This is a genomic window from Paenibacillus harenae, assembly GCF_030812415.1.
In the GTDB taxonomy this organism is placed as follows: Bacteria; Bacillota; Bacilli; order Paenibacillales; family Paenibacillaceae; genus Pristimantibacillus; species Pristimantibacillus harenae_A.
Window position 1 is genome coordinate 686,817 of the sequence record NZ_JAUSST010000003.1, and the last position, 17,823, is coordinate 704,639.

A 17,823-nucleotide genomic window follows, 5' to 3' on the forward strand; every position below is an offset into this window, starting at 1 on the left:
CTTTTGTTTAGACTCGTTGCACATATGGACTTCGTAATAATTGGGTTGATTTAGACGGCGCATATCGGAATCGATTGTTTCATGGGGTATGGGTTGAAGTATGATATCGGCTTTAAAGATACGCACATCAATCGGCTTTAGGCTGTTCAATTAACGGAGAACGATAATTGAAAAACATCATATGGAAAAAGTCTGTTGGGGGAAAAATATGAAGAAAGTATTTGTTATTTTTTATTGTTATGCGTATTCTTATCGACTCAAACAGTGCCCGTTTCAACGAATGATAGGTTTCGTAAGGCTTAAAGATCTTGTGAAGACATCCCGAAAGACTAATCCTAGATTATCCTCGATAAACACCCTAATCGATTAATAATATGCTATTAAAAAACCATCCTTTCCCCGAAGGAAAGGATGGTTTTTTAAAAACTTCCGTCACTTTTTACATTTTTTATTTGAACATACATTGAACGGGGTGGTGCGGTCATAACCATTGCCAAAAAAACCGTCTCCAAGTTGGCCGTAGTCATTGTCTCCCCAAGACCAAACGGTTCTGTCGCTTTGAACGGCCAAACTATGTGAAGAGCCTGCAGAAACGGCAGCCCCCGTACCGAGGTCGGTTACCTGAACGGGAGAGGAGCTGCTTGTCGTGGTACCTTCGCCGAGCTGACCGGAAGCATTATATCCCCATGCCCAAATCGTTCCATCGTACTTGAGTGCCAAACTATGCGAAGAGCCTGCAGAAACAGCAGCCACCGAACCAAGGTTGGTTACCTGAACGGGAGTATTACTATGTGTTGTGGTTCCATTGCCAAGTTGGCCGATGTTATTAGCCCCCCAAGCCCAAACGGTCCCATCGCTTTTGTGCGCCAAACTATGCGAATTGCCTGCTGAGACGGCGATGGCCGAACCGAGATTGGATACTTGGACGGGAGTGATGCGGTGTTCCGTGGTTCCATCACCCAGTTGGCCAGAACCGTTATATCCCCAAGCCCAAACGGTTCCGTCGCTTTTGACTGCAAGGCTAAATCCGTCGCCAGTAGCAATAGCAACTACAGAATCGAGACTCTGCACTTGAACGGGAGTGATGCGATTTATCGTGGTTCCGTCGCCGAGTTCGCCGTAATTATTCGTTCCCCAAGCCCAAACGGTTCCGTCGCTTTTGACTGCCAGACTATGAGAACTTCCCGCAGATACTGCAGCAACTGAATCAAGACCTTTCACTTGAACGGGAATCAAGCGATCATATGCGGTTCCATCGCCAAGTTGGCCGAACATATTCCCGCCCCAACCCCATAAAGTGCCGTCGCTTTTTACTGCAAAGCTGTGTACCCCACCGGCAGCTATGGAGATCACCGAATCGAGGCCATGAACCTGAACCGGTAAATAACGGTCCGTTTTGCTCCCGTCACCCAGTTGGGCCCTGATGTTCCCTCCCCAAGCCCAAACGGTCCCATCCTTCTGAAGCAAGAGAGAATGAACCCTGCCTCCGGCAACCATCATCGTTTCTTCCGAGGAACTCTCTGCTACCACCGTGTTCGAAAAAAGAACAAGAAGGAGAAAGATGATTCCCAATATTCGATATCGTTTTCTCATCAATATTTACCTCCCATTAAATAAGGATCAAGCGTATGCTTGTCCTCAGATCTGCTATGCTTGTACACAAAGATGATCGTCCATACCAGGTATAGTCGGCTTCTCAAAGAGGTGAGATGGAGCGGTCGAAACAGTTTGTCCCAATACTGGTAAGCGCTTACCGTTTTCAGTTTACCAAATACACCCAATGATAGTCTATACTACTTTTGTTTCATAATGCTTAAAGATATTATCCTTCTTAGTCATAATCTCCCGGTCAATCATTGTTCTTTGTTCGTTCAGCCCATTAAAGGATTTTGGACTGTGTAGATAATGTGGCGATCCAGATTATTGCAAATTATAAAAATAGCGGTAATAAACAGGACGGTTAGCATTCGCTGAAAATCCACCATCGGAAGCTTTGCAGACACAGATTCACACGCAGCATCCGAATGGGGCAATCGAGTTAGTCGAAGCGATCCTTGCGTCGAAGATGGAGAGCTTGAAGCATGTGCGGCGCGATATCGACTTTATTTGGGAACTCAGCCGCAAAAAGAGGGGGAGGTATGTGTGTTTGATCTCGGTGGCGGGCGCATTACGATCATTCCTAAGTCCCGTTTAACCGATTTGCTTCCGGGAGAAGCCCTCCCGTCTTTACCGGGATTTGCCGGATATACAGTAAAGGTGCATAACCTTTCTGTTACCCGACAGCATCTTGAATCAAATGGATTTCCGGTTATTGAGACGGCGAGGGGAGATGTTTTTGTACCGGGTGCCTCCCTTATCGGGACGGCTCTCGCTTTCAGGCAAGGCTGAACATCTGACTCTATATTATAACCAACCGACTTTAAAAGATTTTTAAATTTGAAGTTAATTATCTTGCTACAGAAATGCTGCTTCGGACTAATATTCCGAAGACAAAATACTATATAGAAACGAATCGTGCCATTTCTCTTTGAAAAATAGATGTTCACGGAAGTGGCCTTCTTTGCGCATACCGAGTTTCTCCATTACACGAAAGGAGCCCTTGTTTTGAGGTCTGCAAGTAGCACATATGCGATGAAGTTTCAGTTCTTTAAAACCGAAGCTCAGCATAGCCTTAGCAGCTTCGGATGCAAAACCATGACCCCAATAGTCTCGATTCAGGACGTAACCCATTTCACCTTGTAATGCTTCTTTCTTGATTATACTGCACGCTCCAATTAACGAATTTGATTCTTTGACCGCAATTGCAACCGTAAATTGATTTCTTGGCTGCTCACTTTGAGAGGCAATAACGTCCTCGATGAATGCTCGTGTGTCGTCAAGCGTGTTCGGCCCCCAGTCCGTGTATCGGCAAACTTCAATGTCGGAAGCGTAGTTGTGAACTGCCTGAACATCCTCCGAGGTAAACTCACGCAAAATCAAACGATCGGTTTGTAAAATCATAAAACACCACCTTTGACTTTTGTATTAATTATAGATCTAGTTAGGCAAAAGGTAAATTATAGAGGAAGGACAAACCACTGTTCAACTACCAGGTAACGATAGGATTTTTTATGGAAAAGTTATAATGGATGTCACAAGTACATATAAGCCAAGGAGTTAGAAGAAGCTTTCATCGGTGATCTCACTCGATAGCAATCGAAAATTGGAGCTATTCATTAAGCTATCGGGGAACTATAGTTCAGTTGGAATCCAACATTGGTTTAACCAATGCATGTAGGTGATGTTCTGATTGGGATTGAACTAACGGAGAATAGTAGTTGAATAGCCAAAATGAATGAAGCTGCCGGCGTAAATTCGGCAGCTTTGTTACGTTAACTCGGAGTTTAGTTCCAATATGTGTTAATATTGCAATATGCAGACGAATATAAGAACATTTACAATAGACAATGGTATTTCAGCTAATTAAATAATAGCCGATTACTATGGAATGGGAGAGATGAATATCGTGAGTACTACATTCGAAGTCTATCCAACTACAGCGTACATTCCACGAATAGCGGAACTATTGACACTAGCTAACGATAAACTTCTTTCCTTCTTAAGACCCTTTGATTTGAAGATCAGCCCCGTGATCGGAGCCCGAATAGGGGAGACTTTTATAGATAGGTCGTCTTCCAATTCATTTAGTACTCAATGGAAGACAGAGTACGCCTGGTTTTTCATTACGCCGGATGAACACGGAGGGGGAACTGACGCTTATTATAGGATGGTTGAGGAGCATACGTTAGAAATCTGGAATGAGTACGAGGATGCCGGAGACAGGTATGGCGAGGTGCTAAAATCGTTGTCCGTAGGGCATTACTGGACCTTTCGAAGGTCCGCTGGCCAACCAGCAATCATCAACCTATGTTATGGCTTACTGGCTGCGGCGTTAGCTGAATTGACTGGGGGTTTTATCTTTTCCGATGATGGGGCTTGGTCAGGACCACCAATCCAGGCGACTGAATTCGAAGCTCGATATTTCAAACCAGAGATTAGCAATAATTACGGTGATGCTTCATGGTATACGCAATGCCTAGAGAGTTTAATTGAAGACTATCAGGGCATACCGTATATCCCTAAAGTGAATCTCCTAATTGAACATGACTGGCCGATGGATAAACGAGTCCGTTATGCTCCTTCGGGTCGGACAATACAGGAAGGACCAGATGAGAATGATCGTCTAACTATCATACATAGTGAATACGTAAATTTCCCATATATAATCATTAACCGCACACTAATTAAGGCCCACGGAAAGCAGTTGCTTCGAGTGATGAAACTATTGATACTTAAGGATGGATTACGAATCGGCAGCCAACCAGTCAGTATGGTCCACGAAACCGATATAAAGCCGATGCTTATCGATCGAGACTTTTATTTCTGGTCTAATCCGTTACTAGTTAAGGATGGAGAAGGCATTCTCAGACAACTTATCGAGGCGGAAAATTAAGTACTTGCAGAGAGCTTTTCTAAACTTACGAGGAACGAGTTCAAAAACACACTTTGAGCTGCCGTAGGCCATTCCGCAACCTCTTTCGCATTATCGGACTTTATACAAAAGGAGGGAAGTGCGCCAATGAAGAGGTATACCTATGTTCCGCCAAAGCTGAAGCCCTCGACTAAACGTATTGAGGTAACGGACGAGGAAGGAAATGTGGTTTGCACGTTCCAGAGAGTTTATCCGAACGCCGTAGCAAGAGTATGCAATTATGTGTTCGATATCGATTGGTCCGCTCAGGTAAACGTATACTCTACGGATGGTCTACCGGTTATTCAATGCAAAAAAACAACGCCATGGTTCGGGAGACCAGAGTATATCGTTCAGCACCGTAATACACAAGACATCTACCGAGTTACTTATACGACATGGCAAAAGCTCGCCCCAGAATTTAAGGTTACACATCTAAATCACGAATACGTGTTGAAGAAAGAAGTGTTAGATTGGGCTAAGTTTTTACAGGCAGGCGAGGAGCTGGCCAGATGGAAGATGAAACCGACGGAATGGTTCAAGACACAGTTGGAGATCGAAGCAGCTTGCCCAATCCAAGAACCGGAATTTTTTGTCGCTTTGTTCCACTGTATCTTCTGTATTGGCGATTAAGTAAATGTAAATATTTACTTGCGAACTAACGTTCGGTATAATGGACTCGGAAGCTTGTTTGATTCCCTGTAACTTTTATTCCATAACCAAAAAGGAGATGTTGGATATGTTTAAACACATCAAAGATTTTGCCGCAACTTGGCAGAATGAAACGGCAGCAACATTGCGGACACTGGAGATGCTGACCGACGAGTCTCTTGGCCAACAGATAACAAGCGATCATAGAACGCTTGGACGTCTTGCATGGCACCTTGTACTGACGTTGCATGAAATGCCATCTCGGACTGGACTGTCTTTCGAAGGACCGGGCGAGGATGTGCCGGTGCCATATTCGGCAGCAGACATTGCGTCAGTCTATAAGCGGACCTCACAAGCGCTCCTTGATGCTATACAGTCCAGTTGGAAGGATGAGAATCTGCTTATCATGAGCGATATGTATGGTGATCAATGGCCAAACGGCTTAATGCTGGATATTCTCGTAAAGCATGAGATTCATCATCGTGGTCAGATGACAGTCCTGATGCGTCAGGCAGGCCTTCGTGTGCCCGATCTTTACGGCCCGACAAAAGAGCAGTGGGCCGAGTACGGAGCGCCAGCTCCAGTAATATAGAGTAAAGATTATATCCCGCTTTGGCCGTTTGGCTAGAGTGGGATTTTTAAGTATTTTTTCATAGGAGTAAAATGGATGGAGGAGTTCAATTTGGTAGAGTCGGTACTTAAAAGTGTTTATTCCTGCAAGTTCCGGTTAAAAATCTTGGGGAATCTACTGAATGGTATATGGGTAATCTGGGATTCGAGGTACATTGGAAACGACCGGACAATAAAATGACGATTCTTGCGCTTCATTCAGGGCCAACCATTTTTTTATGTGAAACGGAATTGCACCAAGGAATGATGTCTGTCGTTATCGGTTTTGAAGCAGCGGATATTCGAAAGCTACTATCCGATTTGCAGAGTAAAGGGGTGCGGATTGGTGAGATCAGAGAAAACAGAGGTGTTGTCAAAGGAGAGATTCTGGCAATGGATTTTGACTTCTTTGATCCTAGTGGAAATAAGTTAGTGGCACATGGCACTTCAGAGTTCGTTGCTGAATAAACACGAAGAAACGGCCAGCAAGATTCGTGGTTGCCGTTTCCTCATATTGGGCGGGATAGCGCATTAAGCGGTAATGAAAAACTTTTCAGTAAAAGTTTAAACAATATGATAAGGTTGTTCTTTTGTTTATAAGAACCAGCGATGTTTATTTCTTTATAACCTTAGGATTTGCATGAATGTTATAAGATAGAAGGGAAAGTGAATCTCAAGCGAAAGGGTGGGTTTTGAGATGAGGTCAACAAACTTGCTGCAAACGGTATTGGATGAGAGAGGCGAAGCTCGCATCAAGAGCATCGCCCGCTACATCGAAGAGCATATTTCTTCTAACTGGGAGACAGTGCTAGTGGACCATCGGGATAAACTGCAAAAGGCTTACGAGGAAGCTGGAGACATGGCCTACGGAACGTATTTGAACTTGTTGTTTCTTCCCGTACACCGTCAGTTTAAAGAGGCCGGTCTTAATCCGGAGCCCCGATTCCCGGGAGATTTCGACATCTCACGGGAATGGGGCAATGAACAGCAGGATAACCAGCAGCGCTGGATGTGGAGTACGATTTATGGTCCGCACCAAGAGCCGATCGGTACTATTGTCACTGTTGTCTATCATGATCACACACAGTTTCAAGTGCCTCGGCAGCCGGAAATCTTGGCATTAAAGGAAGTGGGCAAGGAAGCTGTGGTTGAATCATTGTCTGCTCTCTCTCCCGAATTTGCCCGAGCGCTTGAGTTTACAGCCGAGTATGAGCTTTATATGCAAAGTCTTGAATAATCTGCACATCGTTCAAGGCGCATAGTGATTAACTTTTTAGTTCTTGTTGAATAAGTTCAATAATACAGCGGCAGTCTAGGATTTTTTTTCAAGGCCCTTGCTGCCGCTATCGTTCCTGGTACTGCGATTGTTCTCCCGTCGCACTCTGCGCGGCAATAAACGCCTCCGGAACGGAATTTTGCATTTCATCGTCCGTCTGTTTGGTCTGATTGTCCTCAACTGTTTGTACAATCCATTGTCTTATTGCTTCATTGATTTCGTCCGCCGCTTTCGTCGGAAGCTGATGCTTCTCCGCCTTAAGGAGAACGAGCTTGGATCGACGAAGGTTCTGCTGGAGTATTTTGCGATAGCGCTTGAAGCCCCGATCCTTCTCCCCGAAAAGCAGCAGAACGGGCGCATTGATATCCGAAAGCCGATCGGTGCAATTATATTTCAAGCTGTACTTGTACAGCTCGTGAATATTCCGTTTATGTCCTCGCTTCGAATCCTCCAACAAATTACGGAAGGTGCTGGAGCTGTCCGAATTCCCCCACGCAATCCCAAGCCGAAGCAGTCGAACCGCCGGTTTCCAGCTTGACAATCCGATCGCAATTCGTATTCGGTTCCTCAGTACAAAATCGCTTGCCTCCGACATCGCGCTAATCAATATACCGCCTATAAAAATCCCGGGATAAGTCAGCATCGCCTCCAATGCAATAGACCCTCCCGTTGAATACCCGGCTACAAAAGCACTGTCGATCTTCAGGTAATTCAAGAGCTGCCTCATATCCTCGACGATCAGCTTATAGGTGATGGGCACATCCGACGGACGGCTTCTCCCATGTCCCCGGATATCGAAAGTAATGACCTGATATTCGGTCGACAGCTGCGCTTGTTGATATCTGAAGTTGGCGCTTGTAAGAAGCGGAGGATGGAGAAATACGATCGGAATCCCCGCTCCCTGCGTCTCATAATAAAGCTCGGCACCGTTAATATTTGCATATGGCATAAGTATTCGCACCTCTAGTTGATAACATTAAGTGACAACCGCCATAGTTTACCTGAGTTCAGAATGATTTATGCAGAAGCCGGAAACTTTCATCCAACCTGGGACAGAACATCCTATTTCGTAGATGCTGGAGGGATTATTTTTTGACTGTACTAGAAAGTCGTTAATAGTATATATTGAAAACGGTATTGAAGAAACAGGAATGGAAGACAATGTTAGAATAGAGCAGGGGATGATGAAATGAGCATAAATGATATGGAGTTGGCAGCAATCGAGAAGTTGCGACCGGAACTTACCGCCTATTGTTACAGAATGTTAGGGTCGATTTTCGAGGCGGACGACGCCGTTCAGGACACCCTATTTCGTGCTTGGCAGAGTTGGGACCAGTTTCGACAAGAATCCTCGCGACAATCCTGGATTTACAGAATTGCCACAAACGTATGTTTGGATAAATTAAGGACCGCGAAGCGCCGCGCGCTTTCCATGAACCTTTCGGAACCCGCCTCGTCTATCATGGAACCTCGGGACACATTGCCTCGTTCCGCGTGGATCTGGCCGGCACCCGATACTATAGCGGATCCGGCTGAATTGGTCGTTCAAAAGAATACGATTCGATTAGCGTTTATTGCTATGCTGCAAACATTACCGCCCCGTCAACGCGCGGTATTCATTCTGCGCGATGTCTTTCGGTGGTCTGCTAAGGAGATTGGCGAAGCGTTGGGGATGACTTCGACTGCTGTCAACAGTGGGTTGCAACGAGCTCGAGCAATGATAAATCGCACTAATCTGCAATCGGATTCACTGCGCGATATGGATGCCTACATAGACGGCCAGCTGCTTGACCGTTACGTTGAAGCCTTTGAAGCATACGACATCGATGCGCTCATGGCGCTGTTCCATGAAAATGGAAGTTTATCGATGCCGCCTTTTGTCATGTGGGTTCGCGATCGCGCCAATCTCGCTTCATTCTATGAAGCCACGAGATCCCATTGTTACGGATCCAGGCTCCTTCCGATCAACGTCAACGGCCAAAGCCCTGCTTATGCACAATATGTCCCTACCGGGCCCGAGGGGACTTTGAAGCCTTGGGGGATACATGTACTTGAGATTAAAGACGGAAAAATCGCTCATGTCCACACCTTTATCGAGTCTACCCTGTATTCTCGGTTTGGTCTTCCATCGCATTTGGAAGCGAGGGCAACTACCGAAAGGCAATCTGGCCAGTAAAGTATATCGGTAGGTTCGAAGTAATATTTTTTTTTAGTTACACCGATGATTTTGGAACCGCTCGTTCGTCTATATATATGTATGTATAACTAAAAGGATTTCAAAACGAATAAAGGAGAATGTTCATGTTCAAAAATAACTACGCGTATAGCAACTTCGGGGTCGACGACATCGCCAAGGCTGTCGACTTCTATAGGAATAAGCTCGGGCTTAAGGTCGAGGAGGATGGTTTTGGTTTTAAGCTGACACTTTCCGGTACCGATGCGTATGTCATGCCAATGGGACAAAATTATCAACCAGCCGCTTTTCATATATTAAACTTTGATGTCGGCAATATTGAACAAGCTGTCGCTGCCTTAAAGGAAAAAGGCATTGCCCTTGAGACCTTTGCCGGAATGGAGCAAGACGAACTTGGTATTATGCGCGGCAAGGCTGCCGGTGCGGGCCCGGATATGGCCATCTTTAAGGATCCGGCCGGCAATATGTTGGCGGTTGTCGAATTGTAAAAGTCTATGCCGGCCTGAGATTGAATTTAGGAGGTAACATGAAAACAACCCAATCAAAAGACGGCACTTCCTTAGCGTACGACGTACACGGCAGCGGACCAGCACTCATATACATTACGGGAGCGAGCTGCTATCGCTCATTTAAGCCGATATTGCAAGATGCCAAAGTATTCGCCACTGAATTTACCATTTATAGCTATGATCGCCGTGGACGCGGCGATAGCGGCAACACGCTGCCTTATTCTATGGAACGTGAAATCGAAGATATCGAAGCCATGATTGATGCGGCCGGCGGCATGGCTTATTTGTATGGACATTCTTCCGGTGCCGTGTTAGCGCTTGAGGCTGCGCTGCGACTTGGCGGCAAAGTACAAAAGGTAGTTATGTATGATCCGCCATATGTGCACGATGAAAAAGAAAAGGCCGAATATAAACAGTTAAGCCAAACCATACACCGACTTCTCGATAATGGAAAAAACGCAAAAGCAATGAGTACCTTTTTGAGTGGTATCGGCATGCCAAAAGCATTTGTTTTGTTGTTGCCGTTGTTTCCTGGCTGGCGAACGATGAAAGCACTCTCTCCAACTCTTGCTTATGATATTGCTCTAACTCAGGACATGCCGCCCGTTGAACGAGCCGCTCGAGTTTCCGTCCCAACGCAAATTATCGTAGGCGAAAAAAGCCCCGCCGCAATCCATGATGTCGGCCGCCAACTAACGAAGGCGATTCCAAGCGCTAAGTTCGCACAACTTGCGGGACAAGACCATATGGTTAATGCAAAAAGGCTGCTTCCGCTGCTTTCGGGCTTTCTTAAGTAATTTTAACGAGCGACCGCAGCGGAAACTAAGAAAACTGACGCCTGTTGCTTACAGACGTCAGTTTCTGCCTGTTTTATATCGATCATACATCTGTTAACATCGCTTGAAACCGTTCCACTTTCTCACGGTGCCAGATCGTTTCGAAAGTAGATTCCGCCTTCTCATACTCTCCGCATATCCACTTTACATGAGCACAACAGCTTCCTTTGAACGAGTCGACACAATGCCATGAAAAAGTCGACATCCTGATAGTTTCCATGGAGGATTGAGGGTATAATACTTCTTTATTGATTAAATAAAGGAGCGATCCTCATGTATGGCAATCCCGCTCAGTTCTCCTGGAACTCCATTCGTCTCAAACTGGTCATAGGCTTATTACTGATAACGCTTCCGACCGTCTCTTTCCTAATCTACAACAATAACTACGCTATCGAAGTCGTTCATAACCAAGTAGCCGAGTCCAATCGTCACTTGATCTCCATGTACATGAGCCAAATCGACAACGGATTGAACGACGTCGATAAGTATTTGACTAATCTAATCGTGAACGATAAAGATCTTCAGGAATTGGAATTCCGGCATTCCGAGCAAGATCGGATTTTGGCTAAGGTTCGACTGGACAACAAGGTGAAAGTAGATATCGCAACGTTGCCCTCGGTCGATTCTTTCTTCATTTATTCGATTCCCGGACAGGACTATATCGAGGCGTTCCAAGATTCGGAAAGCTTGTCGGAGAGGGAAGAAGTGCGAGGATATATTCAGCGCTTGCTTCTCGAAATGCAACAAACGGGCGAACTGATGAATCGGCAATGGTATGTCCAAACGATCGGACAGAACCATTATTTGTTTCGTGTGCTTCAGACAAGCGAAGCGTACGTAGGCGCTTGGGTGAATGTCGAGAAGTTGTCTATTCCTCTGAACCTCTTGAACTTAGGCGAGAAGGGGTTGTCGTTGTTCACCGACGAACATCGGAAGCCAATGACGCATGCGGAAGCCGTAAGAGAGCTCGGTGTCGATTTGACCGGCGATTTAAGACATTATTACTTGTCGGGGAGAGACGATGCATTTTTAGTCGTCGGCGAGTTGTCGTCGAAGGGCAATTTCAGCCTCGTCGCCCTTATACCGGATCGGCAAATTCTAGAGAACCTGACGTATCTCCGCAAGATCGCTTTATTGACGCCTATCGGTGCTCTTGTCCTTGTGGGGCTTAGCCTGATTCTGCTTCGTAATATGGTGTTGAAGCCTCTTAATCGGATATTGGCAGCCATGAAACGGATCGGCCAAGGGAATTTGAATGCCCGTATCGAGCCGCATCCGTCGTCCGACGAATTCCAGCTGGTGAACGAAACCTTCAATCATATGATCGATCAGGTCCGTGAACTAAGGATCGCCGTGTATGAAGAGCAGCTCAGCAAGCAGAAGGCTGAGCTTCAACACCTTCAGCTGCAGATTAATCCGCATTTCTTCATGAACTCCTTGAACATCATTTATAATCTGGCCCTGGTAAAAAACTTCGAGTTGATTCAGGAGATGGCGCTTAGTCTGGTTCAGTACTTCCGGTACATGTTCCGCAGCAATTTAACATTCGTCCCGCTCCGGGACGAGCTCCAGCATATCCGGAACTATATTCGCATCCAGCAGCTGCGATTTCCTGGAAAGCTTGAATTCGGGCTGTCTGCTCCCGATTACTTGCTTGACGTCCGTATTCCGCCCCTTTTCATCCAAACCTTCGCGGAAAATTCGATCAAGCATGCCGCTTCCTCAAACCCCGCCATCGGCCTGTCCGTTCGGATCGATTTGGATGATTCCGGCCCCGAGCCTAGGTTATCGGTTAAGATCCTCGATACGGGACCGGGCTTTGCGGAAGAAATCCTAGTGCAACTTCGCGCCGGCAAACGGATTGAGGATGAACAAGGCGAACATATCGGCATTTGGAATGTAAGGCAAAGACTCGGTCTGCTGTATGGCGGTCAGGCAATCCTATCCTTGTCCAATGCCGAGCCGACGGGAGCTGCAGTCGAAATGCTGTTGCCTCTTGCACCGCAATCGTAGAAGGGAGAAGGAGCGAATATGACGCGATTACTGCTGGTCGATGACGAAGTTCATGCCTTGGAAGGGATCAAAGCCGCCGTGAACTGGGGAAGACTTGGCGTTACCGAGGTGTTAACGGCATTCGACATTCATCAAGCCAAAGAGTTCTTTACCGAGACGGTGCCCGTAGACGTTATGTTGTGCGATATCGAGATGCCCTTGGGAAGCGGCCTCGAGCTGCTCGAATGGGTGCGCGAGCGTTCCCCGGACACGGAGTCGATCTTTCTGACTTGCCATGCGGATTTTCACTATGCCAAACAGGCGATTCAGCTCGGGAGTTTCGATTATTTGCTCAAGCCTGTTCCGATTCCCGAATTGGAAAACGTCATCGCGAAAGCTATAGACAAGAAGAAGCAAGAAAGCAAGAAGTCGGAATATAGCCAGTACGGTCAATATTGGATCCAACATCAGCCGCTGCTCGTCGAGCGGTTCTGGCTTGATATTCTAAACCGGTCGATTCCGGCCAGGCCGGAATCGATTCGTCAAGCCGCGGAGGAGAGAAACATTCCGTTTGCAGAGCAAATGATTTTTGTTCCGGTATTAATCGAGGTAAAGCGATGGCACAAGAGCTTTACCGTGCGGGACGAGAAAATATTGGAATACGCTCTCCGCAATTCCGCCGAAGAGCTGCTGCTCAGGTTGGGAAGCTATGGGCAACTTCTCCCTCTGAACAAAGGATCGTTGCTCGCCATCCTTTCCTTCGAGCAGTGGACGGAGGTGGAGGCCAGCCGGCTGCGGCAAAACAGCGATGCCTTCATTCGCTCCTGCCGCCAATATTTTTACTGTGATTTAAACGTTTATGTCGGCCTTATTACACGCGCCCATGAAATGCCGTCCGTCGTCGACCGGCTGCAAGCCTTGGATCGTAACAATGTCGCGCTGGACAATCAGGTTTTGTATTTGGACGGGAAACAGGAAGCGCGGATGATCCCTTTTAGCGAACCCGAGCTTAAGGATTGGGCCGTCTTGTTGAGAGAGGGCGATAAAGAAAAGCTCGTTTCGGAAATTACCCGTTATCTGGAAGGGCCGTCGATTGCTTCCGGTTTGGACGCCAAGCGGTTGCACCATTTCCATCAGGATATTTTGCAATTGGTATACTCCTCCTTGCAATCGAAGGGAATTCAAGCCCATCAGCTATTCAGCGACGATACATCAGTCGAGATGTCCTTGCGGGCTTCCCGTTCCGTCAGGGACATGATCGTCTGGGCCAACCACATCATTGCCCGATCGATCGAATATATGCGCGCGGTCGAACGCTCCGAGACGGTAGTCGACCGCGTGGCGGCTTATGTCGTGAGCCAAATGGACAAGAGTATAACGCGGGATGAGATCGCCAAGCACGTCTATTTGAACCCCGATTATTTGGACCGGATTTTCAAGAAGGAGACGGGGCTGTCCGTTACGGAATTCGTCTACCGAGAGAGAATGACCGTGGCTCAGCGCTTGCTTAGCAATACCAATCTGCCTGTCCATGCAATCGCGATTCAGGTCGGCTTTACGAATTTTTCGCATTTTTCCCGCATGTTCAAAAAACATACGAACTGCAATCCGCTCGAATATCGTCGCGAGGAGCAGACCAAATGAGAAGGTCGACCACGTGACATACGGAAGTCGACATTGTAGTAGTTGGCGTTTTACCGGGGAATTAAGATAAATATAGATTCGTTACGGTCCATCGCTTCTCAGGAAGTCCGTTTCGAACCAACATTTCAAAGCAACGGGGGAGTAACATGAAACGGAAATTGAATTGGATCGGTGCGATTCTCGCCATGATGCTGTTACTGGCAGCGTGCAGTTCGAACAATGGCACGAACGAAGCCGCTAGTCCCGCCGGTAACGGCTCGAACGATTCAGGCGAAGCTGAAGCGCCGTATGAATTGACGGTAGCCTACTTCACCTTCGGAAGCGTGCCGCAAGACCAGAAGCTGATCGAAGAGGAACTTAGCAAGATTACGAAAGAGAAGATCAACGCGACGGTGAAATTGCTGCCGATCAGCCTCAGCGCTTGGCAGAATCAAGTCAACCTTATGCTCACTAGCAACGAGAAGCTGGATTTGATGGTGTTGATGGGAAGCACGTACGCGAACCAAGTGGCCAAAGGTCAATTGATCGCATTGGACGAGCTGCTCGCGCAGAGCGGCACGGGGATCCTCGCAGCTCTCGGACCTGATTATGCGAACGCGACGAAAATCAACGGCCAAGCTTACGGCGTACCGACGATTCGCGACTTGGCCACGAGCTACGGCTACCTCATCCGTCAAGATCTGGTGGATAAACACGCGCTGGATCTTAGCCAAGTGAAGACACTGAACGATCTGGAGCCGATTCTCCAGACGATCAAGGATAACGAACCGAACATGATTCCGTTTGTTAACGGTACCGGTGCTTCGCCGCTCACCTATTATAGCACGCGCGATTCTCTCGGCGACGATATGGGCGTTCTGCTGGACAACGGCCAAGATTTGAAAGTCGTGAATTGGTTCGAGACGGAAGAGTATGCGGCTCAACTGAAGCAGATGAGGAAATGGTACCAGGCCGGCTACATCTCGAAAGATGCGGTCACGGTGAAGGAGTCGACCTCCGACATTCTCAAGGGAGGCAAGGGCGCCGGTAACTTGGCAACCTTGAAGCCAGGATTCGATACCCAGGAAACACGCCTGACCGGCAAGGCGATCACCTCGGTCGAGTTGCTGCCGTCTGTCGCGAAGACGAGCACGGTTACGAACATCATGTGGGGCATCGCGAAAAACTCGAAAAATCCGGAGAAAGCGATGCAATTCCTAAACCTGATGTACACGGATAAGGATGTCGTCAATCTATTCGACTGGGGAATCGAAGGCAAACATTACGTGAAAGTATCGGAAAACATCATTGACTATCCGCAAGGCGTCGACGCTGCAAGCGTCGGGTATTCGGGTATGGGCTGGTTGTTCGGCAACCAATTCCTCTCCTATATCTTCAAAGGGGACGACGAGAACCTCTGGGAGAAGATGAAAGAATTCAATAACAGCGCCATCAAATCCAAAGCGCTTGGCTTCACGTTCGATTCCACTCCGGTCAAGACCGAATTCGCCGCCGTATCTAACGTGCTCACCCAATACCGGATCGCGCTGGAGTGCGGGGCCTTGGATCCGGATAAGATGCTCCCTGAATTCATTGCGAAGCTGAAGGATGCGGGGATTGACAAAATCATCGCGGAAAAGCAAAAGCAACTCGACGCTTGGGCAGCTGCCAACGGGCAATAACATCGTATTTTTGACGCGTATGCCATCCAAACAGCTGCGCAGCTGTGCGGATGGCGCGCTTTCAAGCCTACTAAATCAGTAATAGAAAGGGTAGTGAACATCATGGGCTCCACGGCAAAACGATGGAAGCGGTTCGCTCCGCTGTTCCTGCTCATGCTCCCGGGTCTTGTCTATTTGATCATCAACAACTACCTGCCCATGTTCGGCATGATCATCGCCTTTAAGGACATTAACTACACGAGCGGGATCTTGGGCAGTGATTGGATCGGATTCAAAAATTTCGAATATTTGTTCAAAACAAGCGACGCCTACATTATTACGCGCAACACCCTTCTGTATAACGGCTTATTTATCTTCATCAATACGATCGGAGCCATTGGGCTCGCGGTCCTGCTGAACGAAATCAGGAAAAAGTTTTTCCAGCGGTTCTACCAAAGCATTATCGTGCTTCCCCATTTGATCTCGATGGTTATTGTCAGCTATCTGGTGTTCGCCATTCTCGGCAGCGACACGGGATTGATCAATAAATCGATATTGCCTTTATTCGGGTTGGATGAAGTCGCATGGTACTCCAGCAAACAATATTGGCCTTACATCTTGACCATCGTGAACATCTGGAAGGGAATCGGATTCCTGAGCGTCGTCTATTTAGCCTCGATCATCAGTATCGACACGGAATATTACGAGGCGGCCACACTGGACGGAGCGACGAGGTGGCAGCAGATTCGAACCATCACGATCCCGATTATCATGCCGGTTATCACGATGATGACACTGCTTGCCATCGGCCGCATATTCTACTCCGACTTCGGCTTGTTCTATCAAGTACCCATGGACTCAGGCGTCTTATCGGAAACGACGAATGTCATCGATACTTATGTATACCGGGCATTAATGAATTTGGGCGATATCGGGATGTCGTCGGCAGCCGGCGTATATCAGTCCATTGTCGGTTTCGTTCTCGTCATTCTATCCAATTATGCGGTTCGCAAATTCAGCAAAGAAAATGCCCTATTCTAGGGCGGAGGTGACCAACATGGCGCATGAAAGCAAGTGGGTAACATGGATCTCTCATTCCGTGCTGATGGGCTTTTCGATCGCATGCATCATTCCTTTTATATTGCTGATCGTTTCCTCGATTTCAAGCGAGAGCAGCATCATCCAGAACGGTTATTCCTTCTTCCCGCAGCAATTCAGTTTAAAAGCCTATGAGTACTTATGGGCGCACTGGAGCGAGCTCGGCCGCGCATACGGCATAACAGTATTTGTTACCGTCTTCGGAACCGCCGCCAGTCTGGCAATGACCTCCATGCTCGCCTACCCGATGTCGCGAAGCGATATCCCGCTTAAAAGTTTCTGGGCATTTCTCGTTTTCTTCACGCTATTATTCAACGGGGGACTAGTCCCAACCTATCTGATCTACACGCAGGTATTCGAGATCAAGAATACGATCTGGGCTCTTATCGTTCCCGGCTTGCTGATGAACGGTTTCAATGTGCTTCTCGTTCGGACGTTTTTCATGACATCGGTGCCGCCCGCGCTAATCGAAGCGGCTCAGATCGACGGAGCGGGAGAGATCAAAGCGTTCTACAAGATCGTGCTCCCGTTGTCGGCGCCAATCATGGCCACGATCGGGTTGTTCGAAGCGATCCTATATTGGAACGATTGGTTCAATGGGATGACGTATGTAACCGATCCGAAGCTGTTCAGTATTCAGAATATTCTGAACCGCATTATCTCGGATATACAATTTCTGTCCAACAACAGCAGCTTGGCTTCCACCGCTGGCGGGGCAATGGCGGAACTGCCGAGCACGTCCGTCCGAATGGCAATCGCCGTTATCGGGGTTCTCCCCATTCTTATTGCGTATCCTTTCTTCCAAAAACATTTCATCAAGGGGATTACGATCGGCGCAGTGAAGTAACAAATTTGATAGATAGA

17 protein-coding genes are annotated in these 17,823 nt (G+C 47.4%); 14 read left to right on the plus strand and 3 right to left on the minus strand.

The features are described 5' to 3' along the window. The first annotated feature begins 63 nt into the window (after positions 1–63). A complete protein-coding gene (locus tag J2T14_RS30905) occupies positions 64–141 on the plus strand; it encodes a hypothetical protein (RefSeq protein WP_373458156.1) in 78 nt (25 codons plus the stop codon). Positions 142–432: 291 nt separating this feature from the next. On the opposite strand, the gene J2T14_RS13165 is transcribed toward J2T14_RS30905, so the two are convergent. Both J2T14_RS13165 and J2T14_RS13170 read right to left on the minus strand, forming a co-directional pair. Beyond that, positions 433–1,593 carry an RCC1 domain-containing protein gene (locus J2T14_RS13165; RefSeq protein ID WP_307471417.1) on the minus strand — a complete coding sequence of 387 codons (1,161 nt, stop codon included), beginning with the start codon at positions 1,591–1,593 and terminating at the stop codon, positions 433–435. A gap of 882 nt (positions 1,594–2,475) precedes the next feature. Further along, complete coding sequence (locus J2T14_RS13170) at positions 2,476–3,000, minus strand: GNAT family N-acetyltransferase (RefSeq protein WP_307471419.1); 525 nt, start codon at positions 2,998–3,000, stop codon at positions 2,476–2,478. Positions 3,001–3,505: 505 nt separating this feature from the next. On the opposite strand from J2T14_RS13170, the gene J2T14_RS13175 reads away from it, so the two are divergent. From J2T14_RS13175 to J2T14_RS13195, 5 genes are all read left to right on the plus strand, one after another. Further along, entirely contained in the window at positions 3,506–4,492 is a 987-nt protein-coding gene (locus J2T14_RS13175) for a hypothetical protein (protein ID WP_307471422.1), read from the plus strand. Positions 4,493–4,618: 126 nt separating this feature from the next. Continuing rightward, positions 4,619–5,143: a tubby C-terminal domain-like protein gene (locus J2T14_RS13180; RefSeq protein ID WP_307471424.1), complete on the plus strand. Its 525-nt coding sequence runs from the start codon at positions 4,619–4,621 to the stop codon at positions 5,141–5,143. Between the two features lie 106 nt (positions 5,144–5,249). Next, positions 5,250–5,753, plus strand: coding sequence for a DinB family protein (locus J2T14_RS13185; RefSeq protein WP_307471425.1), 504 nt, complete (start codon positions 5,250–5,252; stop codon positions 5,751–5,753). A gap of 122 nt (positions 5,754–5,875) precedes the next feature. Next, entirely contained in the window at positions 5,876–6,238 is a 363-nt protein-coding gene (locus J2T14_RS13190; RefSeq protein WP_307471959.1) for a VOC family protein, read from the plus strand. Between the two features lie 229 nt (positions 6,239–6,467). Next, positions 6,468–7,007: a DUF6022 family protein gene (locus J2T14_RS13195; RefSeq protein WP_307471427.1), complete on the plus strand. Its 540-nt coding sequence runs from the start codon at positions 6,468–6,470 to the stop codon at positions 7,005–7,007. 106 nt (positions 7,008–7,113) lie between these two features. Here the strand turns inward: J2T14_RS13195 and J2T14_RS13200 are convergent, their stop codons facing one another. Further along, complete coding sequence (locus J2T14_RS13200; protein ID WP_307471429.1) at positions 7,114–7,995, minus strand: alpha/beta fold hydrolase; 882 nt, start codon at positions 7,993–7,995, stop codon at positions 7,114–7,116. 240 nt (positions 7,996–8,235) lie between these two features. Here J2T14_RS13200 and J2T14_RS13205 point away from each other — a divergent pair, with 240 nt between their 5' ends. The 8 genes from J2T14_RS13205 (at position 8,236) to J2T14_RS13240 (ending at position 17,806) form a co-directional block, all read left to right on the plus strand. Continuing rightward, a complete protein-coding gene (locus tag J2T14_RS13205; RefSeq protein WP_307471431.1) occupies positions 8,236–9,222 on the plus strand; it encodes a sigma-70 family RNA polymerase sigma factor in 987 nt (328 codons plus the stop codon). Between the two features lie 125 nt (positions 9,223–9,347). Beyond that, positions 9,348–9,728 carry a VOC family protein gene (locus J2T14_RS13210; protein ID WP_307471434.1) on the plus strand — a complete coding sequence of 127 codons (381 nt, stop codon included), beginning with the start codon at positions 9,348–9,350 and terminating at the stop codon, positions 9,726–9,728. A 38-nt stretch (positions 9,729–9,766) separates the two neighbouring features. Beyond that, positions 9,767–10,546 (plus strand): alpha/beta fold hydrolase, encoded by a 780-nt coding sequence (locus J2T14_RS13215; protein WP_307471435.1) that lies wholly within the window; start codon positions 9,767–9,769, stop codon positions 10,544–10,546. Between the two features lie 312 nt (positions 10,547–10,858). Further along, on the plus strand, positions 10,859–12,598 hold the full coding sequence (locus tag J2T14_RS13220; protein WP_307471437.1) for a sensor histidine kinase: 1,740 nt from the start codon (positions 10,859–10,861) through the stop codon (positions 12,596–12,598). 18 nt (positions 12,599–12,616) lie between these two features. After that, positions 12,617–14,221 (plus strand): response regulator transcription factor, encoded by a 1,605-nt coding sequence (locus tag J2T14_RS13225; RefSeq protein ID WP_307471438.1) that lies wholly within the window; start codon positions 12,617–12,619, stop codon positions 14,219–14,221. A gap of 146 nt (positions 14,222–14,367) precedes the next feature. Further along, entirely contained in the window at positions 14,368–15,882 is a 1,515-nt protein-coding gene (locus tag J2T14_RS13230; protein ID WP_307471441.1) for an ABC transporter substrate-binding protein, read from the plus strand. Positions 15,883–15,984: 102 nt separating this feature from the next. After that, positions 15,985–16,902 (plus strand): ABC transporter permease, encoded by a 918-nt coding sequence (locus J2T14_RS13235; protein ID WP_307207108.1) that lies wholly within the window; start codon positions 15,985–15,987, stop codon positions 16,900–16,902. 16 nt (positions 16,903–16,918) lie between these two features. Next, positions 16,919–17,806, plus strand: coding sequence for a carbohydrate ABC transporter permease (locus J2T14_RS13240; protein ID WP_307206584.1), 888 nt, complete (start codon positions 16,919–16,921; stop codon positions 17,804–17,806). Positions 17,807–17,823 lie beyond the last annotated feature (17 nt).

Excerpts from the sequence above, each read along its gene's own strand:
- J2T14_RS13180 (WP_307471424.1), top strand. The coding sequence starts at position 4,619 with ATGAAGAGGTATACCTATGTTCCGCCAAAGCTGAAGCCCTCGACTAAA.
- J2T14_RS13235 (WP_307207108.1), top strand. The coding sequence starts at position 15,985 with ATGGGCTCCACGGCAAAACGATGGAAGCGGTTCGCTCCGCTGTTCCTG.
- J2T14_RS13205 (WP_307471431.1), top strand. The coding sequence starts at position 8,236 with ATGAGCATAAATGATATGGAGTTGGCAGCAATCGAGAAGTTGCGACCG.
- J2T14_RS13185 (WP_307471425.1), top strand. The coding sequence starts at position 5,250 with ATGTTTAAACACATCAAAGATTTTGCCGCAACTTGGCAGAATGAAACG.
- J2T14_RS13215 (WP_307471435.1), top strand. The coding sequence starts at position 9,767 with ATGAAAACAACCCAATCAAAAGACGGCACTTCCTTAGCGTACGACGTA.
- J2T14_RS13230 (WP_307471441.1), top strand. The coding sequence starts at position 14,368 with ATGAAACGGAAATTGAATTGGATCGGTGCGATTCTCGCCATGATGCTG.
- J2T14_RS13225 (WP_307471438.1), top strand. The coding sequence starts at position 12,617 with ATGACGCGATTACTGCTGGTCGATGACGAAGTTCATGCCTTGGAAGGG.
- J2T14_RS13165 (WP_307471417.1), bottom strand. The coding sequence starts at position 1,593 with ATGAGAAAACGATATCGAATATTGGGAATCATCTTTCTCCTTCTTGTT.
- J2T14_RS13240 (WP_307206584.1), top strand. The coding sequence starts at position 16,919 with ATGGCGCATGAAAGCAAGTGGGTAACATGGATCTCTCATTCCGTGCTG.
- J2T14_RS13210 (WP_307471434.1), top strand. The coding sequence starts at position 9,348 with ATGTTCAAAAATAACTACGCGTATAGCAACTTCGGGGTCGACGACATC.
- J2T14_RS13220 (WP_307471437.1), top strand. The coding sequence starts at position 10,859 with ATGTATGGCAATCCCGCTCAGTTCTCCTGGAACTCCATTCGTCTCAAA.
- J2T14_RS13195 (WP_307471427.1), top strand. The coding sequence starts at position 6,468 with ATGAGGTCAACAAACTTGCTGCAAACGGTATTGGATGAGAGAGGCGAA.
- J2T14_RS13200 (WP_307471429.1), bottom strand. The coding sequence starts at position 7,995 with ATGCCATATGCAAATATTAACGGTGCCGAGCTTTATTATGAGACGCAG.
- J2T14_RS13170 (WP_307471419.1), bottom strand. The coding sequence starts at position 3,000 with ATGATTTTACAAACCGATCGTTTGATTTTGCGTGAGTTTACCTCGGAG.